The organism is Komagataeibacter sp. FXV3, assembly GCF_015155755.1.
Classification (GTDB): domain Bacteria; phylum Pseudomonadota; class Alphaproteobacteria; order Acetobacterales; family Acetobacteraceae; genus Komagataeibacter.
The window spans coordinates 20,793-31,748 of record NZ_VWPI01000014.1 but is presented as its reverse complement, the minus strand read 5'-3'; the positions used below and the strand labels follow the sequence as shown (position 1 = coordinate 31,748).

11 protein-coding genes are annotated in these 10,956 nt (G+C 60.0%); 3 read left to right on the top strand and 8 right to left on the bottom strand.

Features of this window, described 5'->3' with window-relative positions; translation table 11 throughout:
* From F1542_RS01450 to F1542_RS01440, 3 genes are all read left to right on the top strand, one after another.
* On the top strand, positions 1 to 390 hold a 390-nt coding region (locus F1542_RS01450), incomplete at its 5' end, for a methylamine dehydrogenase light chain (protein WP_193731446.1).
* Positions 387 to 857 carry a cytochrome c gene (locus tag F1542_RS01445; protein ID WP_193731445.1) on the top strand — a complete coding sequence of 157 codons (471 nt, stop codon included), beginning with the start codon at positions 387 to 389 and terminating at the stop codon, positions 855 to 857. The genes F1542_RS01450 and F1542_RS01445, both read left to right, overlap by 4 nt.
* The gene (locus F1542_RS01440; RefSeq protein WP_193731444.1) at positions 835 to 1,326 is read left to right on the top strand and encodes a cystathionine beta-lyase; all 492 of its coding nucleotides are present in this window, start codon (positions 835 to 837) and stop codon (positions 1,324 to 1,326) included. Before F1542_RS01445 ends, F1542_RS01440 begins: the two co-directional genes overlap by 23 nt.
* Positions 1,327 to 1,454: 128 nt before the next feature.
* Here the strand turns inward: F1542_RS01440 and F1542_RS01435 are convergent, their stop codons facing one another.
* The 8 genes from F1542_RS01435 to F1542_RS01400 all read right to left on the bottom strand — a co-directional run bounded on the left by F1542_RS01435 (position 1,455) and on the right by F1542_RS01400 (position 10,942).
* Complete coding sequence (locus F1542_RS01435; RefSeq protein ID WP_193731443.1) at positions 1,455 to 2,705, bottom strand: c-type cytochrome; 1,251 nt, start codon at positions 2,703 to 2,705, stop codon at positions 1,455 to 1,457.
* Positions 2,702 to 4,873 carry a xanthine dehydrogenase family protein molybdopterin-binding subunit gene (locus F1542_RS01430; protein WP_193731442.1) on the bottom strand — a complete coding sequence of 724 codons (2,172 nt, stop codon included), beginning with the start codon at positions 4,871 to 4,873 and terminating at the stop codon, positions 2,702 to 2,704. The genes F1542_RS01435 and F1542_RS01430 overlap by 4 nt, the downstream gene beginning before the upstream one ends.
* Positions 4,870 to 5,340, bottom strand: coding sequence for a (2Fe-2S)-binding protein (locus F1542_RS01425; protein ID WP_193731441.1), 471 nt, complete (start codon positions 5,338 to 5,340; stop codon positions 4,870 to 4,872). Before F1542_RS01425 ends, F1542_RS01430 begins: the two co-directional genes overlap by 4 nt.
* A gap of 288 nt (positions 5,341 to 5,628) precedes the next feature.
* Positions 5,629 to 6,918: an FAD-binding oxidoreductase gene (locus tag F1542_RS01420; RefSeq protein ID WP_193731440.1), complete on the bottom strand. Its 1,290-nt coding sequence runs from the start codon at positions 6,916 to 6,918 to the stop codon at positions 5,629 to 5,631.
* Between the two features lie 46 nt (positions 6,919 to 6,964).
* Positions 6,965 to 8,416, bottom strand: coding sequence for an amino acid permease (locus F1542_RS01415; protein ID WP_193731439.1), 1,452 nt, complete (start codon positions 8,414 to 8,416; stop codon positions 6,965 to 6,967).
* Positions 8,417 to 8,555: 139 nt separating this feature from the next.
* Positions 8,556 to 9,080 (bottom strand): hypothetical protein, encoded by a 525-nt coding sequence (locus tag F1542_RS01410; protein WP_227672374.1) that lies wholly within the window; start codon positions 9,078 to 9,080, stop codon positions 8,556 to 8,558.
* 63 nt (positions 9,081 to 9,143) lie between these two features.
* Positions 9,144 to 9,713 carry a methylamine dehydrogenase (amicyanin) small subunit gene (gene mauA, locus F1542_RS01405; RefSeq protein WP_193731437.1) on the bottom strand — a complete coding sequence of 190 codons (570 nt, stop codon included), beginning with the start codon at positions 9,711 to 9,713 and terminating at the stop codon, positions 9,144 to 9,146.
* Between the two features lie 65 nt (positions 9,714 to 9,778).
* Positions 9,779 to 10,942: an amine dehydrogenase large subunit gene (locus F1542_RS01400; protein ID WP_193731436.1), complete on the bottom strand. Its 1,164-nt coding sequence runs from the start codon at positions 10,940 to 10,942 to the stop codon at positions 9,779 to 9,781.
* Positions 10,943 to 10,956: the final 14 nt, after the last annotated feature.

The window sequence follows — 10,956 nt, the reverse complement described above, 5'->3', positions numbered from 1 at the left end:
GACAAGACGGTCAAGGCCCCCAGCCCGTTTGCCGCCCACGCACAGGCCAAGGATGATACGGCATGTGATTACTGGCGCTACTGCGCCATTGACGGATATCTGTGCACATCATGCGGCGGCGGCATTCACAGCTGCCCGCCGGGCACGGCCCCTTCGCCCACTTCATGGATCGGCAGCTGCTTCAATCCGCAGGACGGACGTTCCTACCTGATCGCCTATCGCGACTGCTGTGGTCAGGATGCCTGTGATGAGGTCAACTGCCTGAACACGGATGGTGACCAGCCGTCCTACCGGCCCATGGCCAATAACGACATTATCTGGTGTTTCGGCACGGGAACATCGGAAATGTACAACTGCTCAACCGCCGCAATCATCGGAAGCACGACATGATCAAGAAAACCCTTTCCCTCCTTGCTGTTGCCTGCGGTCTTGTCGCCGGCATCCATGGCGCGCATGCGGCAGAAGACGGACAGCAGCTTTACGGGGCCAATTGCGGCCTGTGCCACCAGGCGGGTGCCACGGGTGTTCCGGGGCAGTTTCCGCCGCTGAAGGGGCGTCTGGACGTTATCGCGGGCTCGCCCGAAGGCAAGACCTATCTTTCGCACCTTGTGCTGAATGGCATGACCGGCAGCATTCAGGCAGGGGGTGCTACCTATATGGGTTACATGCCGTCCTTCCGCGCCATGACGGATGAGCAGCTGGCCGCTATCCTGACCTATGTCTCCCATCTTGGGGGCAATGCGTCGGCGCCGTCCTTCACGGCTGATGAAATCCACGCGGCCCGCGATACCACCATGCCGCCGACTGCCGTGCTTCAGGAACGCAATGCGCTTAATGACAAGAAAAAGCTGCCTTGAGAAAAGCATTGGCGCGGTCTTTATGGCCGCGTCATTGTTTGTATCAGGGGGACAACAGGCACGGGCCAACCCTGTACCTGCCCCCACACTGGACCGGACCCAGACTGCCTACCTGACCCATTGCGGGGGCTGTCACGGTATCGAAGGCATCTCCGGCCCGACTTTCGTACCTATGCTGCGTGATACGGTAGGCACCTTTGCCTGCAGCGAGGAAGGACGCAGATACCTGGTGCAGGTGCCCGGTGTTTCCATGTCGCTGATACGCGATGACCAGGAACTGGCCGATGTCATGAACTTTGTCCTGTTTACGCTGGGTGGCAAAAGCACGCCTCCAACCGCAAAACCCTATACGGCTGCCGAAATTCATGAATGGCGACAATCGCCCATGTCCGTCACGGATTTCATGGAACGGCGCGCCCATATCCTGCAAAATGCGGTCGCAGCCTGTCAGGCCCATAAGCCGACGTGATCTTTCCCATCACGTAAGACTGGTCCTGACATAAAAAAAGGATACGGCCCATTCGGGTGGCCGTATCCTTTTGTGTTTTCAGACCCTGCGCCGGTATGCAGGCCGGGGTATCATGGGAACATGCTGCCCTATTCCGGTGCGGATGCCGTCTTTGCCTTCGCCACATCCGCCGCAGTCACTTTTGTGGAGGACTGGGCAAAATGATGCATGACGAAATTGGCGATATCCGCCACATCCTGATCCGAATATCCACCATGGAACGCGGGCATGGTGGCGGTGCCGGTTGCTGTCTGCAATGCGCTGCCATGGGTCAGGACCTGCAACAGGTTCTGCCCGTTTGCGGCGCCCAGCGTCGTGCGCGCCCCGGCAATGGAGGCCGCCGGGTTCTGTCGCCCGCTGCCATCGGGCAGGTGGCATCCCGCACACGCCCCCGCATACAGCATGGCGCCATGGCTGTCCGCCTGATCATGGGCGGCAGTCGGTTGCGCAACCACCATTGGTGCACTATCGGTCGAGGACCGCGCTGGAATGTCGCGCAGGTATTCAACCATGGCATCGATATCCTGGCGGGTCAGGAAACGCAGGCTGTGGCTGACGACATCCCCCATGTCACCCGATGCGCTGCCATGGCCATCCGCATGGCCGGTTGACAGGTAGGTAGCCAGGTCATCCACGCTCCATGCACCGATCCCATCGGTTTTCGATGACGTGATATTATATGCCCGCCATCCCCCTACATCGGCCCCGGCATAGGCATTGGAGGCGGAGACACCCATGGTGATCGTACGTGGCGAGTGGCATTCCGCACAATGTCCCGGCCCCTCCACCAGGTACCGGCCCCTGTTCCACGATGGGGTATGGGCGGGATCATCAGGATGGGAGGATGCCGGTCCGTTGACCAGATTCCAGAAAATCATGGCTGAACGGATCGAAAACGGGAATTTCAGCGTATTTTCAGGCGGTCGCGCGGCACTGGTCGGCAGGGTCGCCAGATAGGCACGGATCGCCTTGACCTCGTCCGGGGTCATATAGGCGTAATCCCGGTATGGCATGGCGGGGTACAGATGCTTCCACCCCGGCGAGACCCCGTCCCGTACCGCCTTGACGAACTGATCATCCGTCCATGCGCCAATACCGGCCTGCCGGTCCGCCGTGATGTTGGGGGAATAAATCACGCCCATGCCAGGAATGGCAAATGCACGTCCCCCCGCAAATGGCGTGCCGCCGGGGCGGGTGTGGCAGACCTCGCAATCCGCCGCGCGGGTCAGGTACTGCCCATCGGGCGCACCGGCCGCCTGCGCCCCATGGATACCCGTACTGGCCAGAAGCGTGAACAGCATGCCGGTGATGCGGCCAAGGCCATGTCTTGTCATGGTCATCCCTGCTGCTCCTTCTCATGGCCAGAAGGCTGGTTAAGGGGGGAAAGCAGCGGCAGGAAGCGGTAACGCCGTTTCTGGACCGCCGCCATGGCGTTGGCCAGCGCGGGGGCGGCGGCGGCTGTGCCTGTCTCCCCTATGCCACCGGGGGATTCCCTGCTTTCAATCAGGTGGACATCGATCCGCTTCGGGGCCTCATTCATGCGCATGACGCGCCATGTATGGAAATTATCCTGCTGCACGCGCCCTTTTTCCAAGGTAATCTCGTTATACAATGCGGCGCTGAAACCAAAGATCAGCCCGCCTTCGATCTGTGCCGTAATCTGGTCGGGATTGATGACCTGACCGCAATCCACGGCACAGGTCACGCGACGGATGCGGACATCGTGCGCGGCGGCCATTTCGACCTCAACCACCGTGGCCAGGTACGACCCAAAGGCAAACTGCAGCGCAACCCCACGCCCGCAATTCGGCGGCAGCGGTGTGCCCCAGCCGGATTCACGCGCCACACGGTCCAGCACCGCAAGGGCGCGCGGATTACTGCGCACCATTTCGCGGCGATAGGCCACGGGATCGACACCCGCGCGCTGTGCCAGTTCGTCAATAAATCCTTCGACCACGAACAGGCCACGCGTGCCACCCACCCCGCGCCACCACGCGGTAATCACGCCGGGTGGTTCACGACGGGCGAATTCCAGACGATAGGCGGGATAGGTATAGGGCGTGATGACAGTGCCCACCGAAAGGTCATCATCATACCCGTTGGCACTCAGGCCCGAAGGCTCCCATCGTGCCACCACGGCAGGACCGACGATACGATGCGTCAGGCCGGTGATATAGCCACGTTCGTCCAGCCCTGCTTCCAGATGGTCCAGATAGGCGGGACGGAAACGGTCACGGGTAATATCCTCCTCCCGGCTCCAGATGATCTTGAGGGGATAGGAAACCTGACGCCCGAAACGCGCGGCCTGCGTCACATATTCATGTTCCAGCCTGCGCCCGAAGCCACCGCCGATATACTGGCTGTGCAGCTTGATCCTGTCCTTGGGCAGGCCGGTAACTTCCGCCGTGGTGTCACGCGCGCGTTCAGCCACCTGCGTGCCGGTCCAGATGTCGCAGCCATCGGGGCGGACATGGATCGTGCAGTTGATCGGCTCCATCGTGGCATGGGCCAGCAGGGGCTGGCGATAGGTTGCGCTGTACCGCCCATGCGCATGGTTCATGGCCTGCTGCGGGTCACCATGATGGTCCGCCACGATGGCGGGACCGGACAGGCCGCCTTCCAGCTGGCGATAGATCGTCTGTGTATCGACCGTGGCGTTCGCCCCTTCGACCCACTGCACATCCAGTGCCGCCAGCCCCTTGCGCGCGGCCCAGTAATGGTCGGCCACGACACACACCGCATCATCAATCTGCAATACGGTAACCACACCACGTATTTTCAGCGCCGCCTGTGTATCGACATGGCCAACATGCCCCCCGATCACGGGACAGGCCGCCACCGCGCCGATCTTCTGGCCGGGTACCTGCACGTCAATGCCGAACGTGGCCTGCCCATCCACCTTTACCTGACTGTCCAGCCGGTGCATCGGGCGGCCGATCAGGCGAAACTGCGCCGGCGTTTTCAGGGTAACGTCCTTGGGCACCGGCAGGTTGGCCGCATCCGCCGCAAGTTCACCATAGGACAGGCGCTGCCCTGCGGGACCGAGTATATAGCCGTCCTGCGCCACACAGTTACCCGGGGCACAGGACCAGCGTGCGGCAGCGGCCTGCTGCAGCATGGTACGTGCCGCAGCCCCTGCCTGGCGCAGCGGCATCCATTCGGTCATGGAGGAAGTGGACCCACCGGTAATCTCGGCTCCGCCACCGGGAGGGGCCGCCTCCATCCTGACGGACTGGGGATCAATGGCCAGTTCCTCGGCCATCAGCATGACGGAGGATGTATAGATCCCCTGCCCCATCTCGATATTGGGCAGGATCATCGTAACGATATTGTCGCTGCCGATCCGGATATAGGCATTGGGGGCGAAGCTGGCTGTCGCATCTTCCACCAGCATGCCCGCGCCACGGCTGCGCCCGGCGGGCAGGATGGCGGCCAGAACGAAGGCCCCGGCCCCGCCCAGAACCTGCCTGCGCCGGAGCGCAGGGGAAGAAACGCGTTTCGACGTCATGGGGTCACCCCCTGGGCTGCGGCAACATTACGGATGGCGGCGCGGATACGCATATAGGTTCCGCACCGGCACAGGTTGCCCGACATGCCTGCCTCGATCTGTTCATCAGTGGGATTGGGGATTTTTTTCAACAGGGCGATCGCAGCCATGATCTGCCCGGGCTGGCAGTAGCCGCACTGCACCACGTCAATATCCAGCCAGGCCTTGCGCACGGCCGTGGCAATGGGATCCGCCTGCAGCCCCTCGATCGTGGTTATGGCCTTCTGTGGCCCGATCAGTCCCACCGGCAGGGAGCATGACCGTACGGGCCTGCCATCAACATGCACGGTGCATACGCCGCATTCCGCAATGCCACAGCCATATTTGGTCCCGGTCATGCCCAGCACGTCACGCAGCACCCACAGCAAAGGCGTATCGGGATCGACATCCACCTCAACACTTTTGCCATTAACCTGCAATGTCAGCATGATATTCCTGTTCTGAGTGGATATGCCCCGCCTGCCGCGGTCTATTGATTTCGCGTTTGACTGTATCGCGGTTCCGTAACAATTTCAATCAGCAGGTATATTCCCATTGGAATACAGTGCGCCATCACCCTTTTGTCGGCAGCACAAAGTATTCCGCCAGAAACATTACTGTCAGGCAATCCGGCAGCCATATCCATGGCATGAAAATTCCGTGCAGGGGCAAAGGCAGGTTTTCGGGCACCGGCAGCCAGCGACGATATCGGCAGCGGCAACCGGTCCCGGTTCATGTTATCGCGACAGCCGGTCCATGATGCGGCCACGTATCACGGCGGCGGCAACCCCGATGCGCCAGCCGAAATGGGCGGGAATGGGACGCACTGGCGAAGCAGGCAGCAGCAGATCCGCCGCACTGCCCCCCCCTACCCGTCGCGCGATCTCACGCCCCATCAGTGTCGCCATGGCCACACCCCGGCCGTTGTAGCCTACGCATGCCATGATCCCTTCCATCGGTTCATGCCAGTGGGGATAATGATCCAGTGTAATGGCGATCTGTCCGTTCCAGCCGTAACGCCATGTCACATCACCCAGGAATGGCCATAGCCGCTGCGCATGCTGCTGCAGGAACGGAAAGGTTTCCGGCCCGGACAGATCGAGTGAGGCGGAACGGCCGCCAATCAGCAACCGCCCCGCGCCATCAATGCGGTAATAGGTGACCAGTTCGCCCAGTTCGTACACCACTTCACGTTGCGCCAGGATACGCGCACGCACGGATTCAGGCAGCGGATCGGTCGCGACAATCGCGCTATAGGCCGGAACCAGCGTACGGCGCAGCCGGTTCCACAACCGGCCCGTATATCCATTGGTGGCGAATACGACCTGCCGCGCATGTACACTGCCCGCCGGCGTCCTGATATGCCAGTTCCCCCCATCCCGCCGTAGGGAGAGGACCGGACTGTTCGCATGTACAGCCGCACCGGCATCCATCGCAGCTCTGGCCAGGCCACGTGTATAGGCCAGGGGGTTAAGCTGCCCCCCGCGCGCATCAATGAACCCGCCATGGTAACGGTCTGTTCCGGTACGCTGGTCGATATCAGCCTTATCCAGCCATGTGACAGGACCACCACGTCCATGGCATTCGTTGAACAGGGTCCGTTCATGGCCCAGCTGGCCCGATGCCGTCGCCGCCCGGATCGTGCCGCCACGCGCCGCATCACACTCAATGCCATGCCGTTCGATCAGGTCGAAAACCAGATCGGGGGCATTCCATGCGGCTTCAACCAGGGCACGACCGCGTGCGCCCATGTCACGTTCCACTTCGGCGGGTGTATATTTGAGGCCGGGATTGACCTGCCCCCCATTCCGCCCGGATGCCCCCCAGCCAATGGCGTTTGCTTCCAGCACCATGGCTTTGTGCCCCGCCTGCGCAAGGTGCAGGGCAGCCGACAGGCCTGTAATGCCGCCACCGATAATTACGGTATCGGTCACCTGCGCCGATGACAGGACAGGCGCATCCGGACCGGGCGGGGTGATGGCCGCATACAGACTGGGAGGAAGGGATTTGACGGAAGATGAAACCATGAAAACGGGTACTCCAGCATGATCCGGGCAGGCCGGTATCAGGACATCATGACGACCGGGCAGGATCACCACGCAGGGCCGTGCCGGATGCATCATTCTGTTCGGTCTGATACTGGGCCATCCGGCGTCGGGTCCGATATCCCACGGACAGATATTCCACAATGATGATCAGGCTCAGGCTGATCGTACTCAGCACGATTTCCTGACAGGTATGATCCGTTGCAAAAAACATCGTGACAAGTGCGCCAAACAGGCAGGCCAGCATACCATAGGACAGAAACGGAAAACCCCACATGGGCAGGGACACTGTTTCACCATTACGCTGGCAGGCGCGCCGCAGGCGGATATGGGCCAGCACGATCAGCACATAGTCGAACAGGATGAAGGTACCACTTGCACTGACCAGGAAGCTGAATACCCGCCCCGGCGCCAGCATGCCGATGACAGCGATAATGACCGCAACCGCACTGCCGCACAGAATGGCGCGCGCGGGCGTGCCCTGCCCGTCCCGTTGCAGGAACATGCGCGGCGCGTCATGGTTTTCCGCCAGATCGCACAAGACCCGCGAAGTAATATAGATCCCGGAATTCAGGGCAGATAATGTGGCGATCAGCATGACGGCCGTCATCAGGGTACGCGCAAACGGAATGCCGATATAATCCAGTGTAGCCAGAAAGGGTGAAGAACCCGGCACCACGCGCGACAGCGGAAGCAACAGCAGGATCAGCCCGATGGACACCAGATAGAAAATCATGATCCGCAACGCCACGGTCCGTGTTGAACGGGCGACGTTACCGGCCGGGTCCGTCGTATCACATGCGGCGATACTGGTTATTTCCGCCCCGGCCATGGACATCATGATACCCGGTATTACGGCGAAAAGCGCGAATGTGCCATGCGGCACGATACCCGCGACGGAAAACAGGCCGGACGCCACTTTCACATGCGACCAGAACCCGAGCAGACCGGACAGGGCAAGCATGATGAAAACAATGATGGTGATGATCTTGAGGGCGGAGAACCAGTATTCGAACTCCCCATACCCACGCACGGAAAACAGGTTGACCACCGTCATGATGGCAACTGTCAGCAGTTCGATCGCCAGATAGGGCAAGGGCACATAGGGCGCGAGAAAGGTCGCGGCGGCAATGGCCTCAAACCCCAGTACAGTTGCCCACATGATCCAGTACAGCCATCCGGCGACGAACGCCACGCGCGGGCCAAGGCCACGCCGTATCTGACCGACAAACGATCCCGTCCCGGGGGAGGCAACCGTCATTTCCCCCAGCATGCGGGTGATGAACATGACCATGATGCCAGACAGGAAATAGGAAAACAGTGCGCCCGCACCCGCTGTTGCGATTGCAGTTGATGACCCGACAAACAGACTGGCCCCGATCACGCCGCCAATGGAAATCATTGACACATGCCGGTCCTTGAGCCGCGCCGCCTGTGATGGGGTTCCAGCGGCACTGTTGTGTGGGGAAATCCGCCTCATATGGTTCTCCTGCCCTGACACTGCACATTCTGCATGGCGCAGGAATCATGGGTTACAGTCACGTTGCCCCTCAACCCGTACCATACGCAGGGAAAGTGTGGGGGCGGTATCCCGGCGGTTTATCCTTTCAGAACCAGTTTCATTTATTGTCTATTTCACGCTTATCAAGCGCAAGGTCATAGGCATGAATGACCGTTGCCGCCTGCGGACAGGCATGAATGACATCACGCACCACATCCAGCCGGTAGGATTGCAGACTGTAGTTACGAAAAGGCGCCTGTCGCAACCGTGCTACCTCGGCCGTGGTATAGGGACGCGCGCCCACAGGCACGCTATTTCCCCCCAGACCGAACGCAACATAATTCATGAGATCGGCAAGATCAGCCGAAGACAGCGGGGAAAACGCAACATTGGGCAGATGGATCATGTATTCGCGCCCTTTGGGCGAACACAGGAAATACCCGGCCTGCTCCTTCAGATCAGGCACGACGTCAGACGCCGATATCCCCGTTATGCCATGGCAACCACCACAACCAACCAGGTAATGCGCCCTGACCTGTGACAGGGCAGGACTGTCACTGCTTGCCGGAGACATATTCCCGCCATCGGCATGGGCAGGCAGTGATGACAGGCCACTGAATGCAAGGATGGCAGTGATGGACATTACAATTGGCAAAAAACCTGGACCGGGTCGTTCCCCACGCATCTGCATAACCGTTTTCTATACTTATTCAGCCTGACCGACTATGGCAGCGGTAGAACAATGATAGGCGGCAGAGGTCGTCCCGAAACACCAGATGATGTCATTACTGGTCTGTGGCCGGTAAATCGGCATTTCCCGGTCTGCCGTGTTGCATTCGCAATCCGATGACGTGGTACACGTGGTACGCCCGCAGCAATCACGATAGGCGATGACATACGAACGTCCGTCATCCGGATTACGGCAGGTGCCGATCCATGATACCGGCGAAGGCTGTGTGCCCGGCGGACAGGTATGGATACCACCGCCACAGCACCCGCACAGCACGCCATCAATCGCGCAATGTCGCCAGTAATTACATTTCGTGGGATCGGATGACTGGGCACGCCGTTCAAAATCGGACAATGTCGTGACATCCGCCGCCCTGGCTGCGACATTTCCTGCGGCAGCACGGGCGCGCTGTACCGGCAGAAGCGGGAAAACACCACCGGCAACCATGGCCGTCCCCACCCGTCCCAGCACGCCACGGCGCGAAGACGATGAAGCCAGCTTACGGGTTAACTGTTCCCCTATCTGCTCCAGAAATGATGGTTTCATCCGATAGATTCCTTAAACTTTCCAGTCGTTTCTGGAACATTCACATACAGAAGACAGGTTGCCGGTCACGGCTGTGGCACAATTGAAATACCACTGGCTTTTGCCTCAACCGTTTTTTCAACCTGACCGGTTGTGGCGGACAGGATGGCCATCTTCTTGGACGCCAGCATGGCATATATCTGCGGATTGGCGGTATCGGGGCTGACTGTAATGCCCTTTGCAGGCGAAGGCAGGTCAATACGCTGCAACAGGTGCTGGGTCGTGATATCATAGACCCAGACTTCGGTCCCTTCCTGCTTGTGGGTCCAGTATCCCCCCACATGCATCAGGACATACAGTTTATTATCCGCTTCATGCCACGCGAACGGCTGGTCGCCACCCGGACGCCATGCCTGTTCCTGCTGTCCCATTCCCGCTGCGGGCTGGCCGGCCGCAACCTGTAACGACCAGGTTTTGCCCATTACGGGCGTTGCCCCCAATGTGACGGGATAAACCTGCCCGGTATAGCTTATGAACAGGGCCTTGCCGGTCTTGCGGTCAACCTGGCTCTGTTCAAATACAGGATCACGGTTGGCATCGAAGAATGGTTTGCTGTGGGTGACGTTCACATTACTTCCTGCCAGCGCCACGTTGGTCAGGGATCCATCACCGCAGATGGTCGAAAAACCGTCATGCGCCCATGGGAAAACAAGTGCGCAGCCGGGAATATCCACCGTACGGGCGGCCTTGTGTTCATGCAGGTCGACCACGGTGACGCCGGTCGCAGGACTCATGTCGAATACAAAGGCCCAGTGGCCATCCTGACTGAGTTCCAGATTCTGCTGCTTGAAGACTGCAAGGCCACGGGGCGGCAGTTCGATTTCATGTGTCAGGTCAAGGGTATGGGCGTCATAGTCGCGCAGGAAATCTTCCCGCGTGCCGTGGTCACCCCGGCTCCACATGGTTACGGCTACGTAAATATCCTTACGGTCCGGGGCGATCGCGATGTTATCAACCATATCGGCAGGAAGCGTGCCAAGTATCCGCCCCTTGTCCCCATCATACAGGGTAAAGGACTGCTCCCCCGTGGCAACCAGCACCGAGTGGTCGCCCATCGGGGGAAGACTGGCTACGTCGCTCTGTTCCGGCTGAAGAACGGGCGGGATGGCTTTTGCCATGCCCCCCATCGATACCCCCATCCCGACAACGCTGGCCAGCAGCAGGTACCTGGATCTGGAAAAACATGTCATCGCCCTAGCTATCC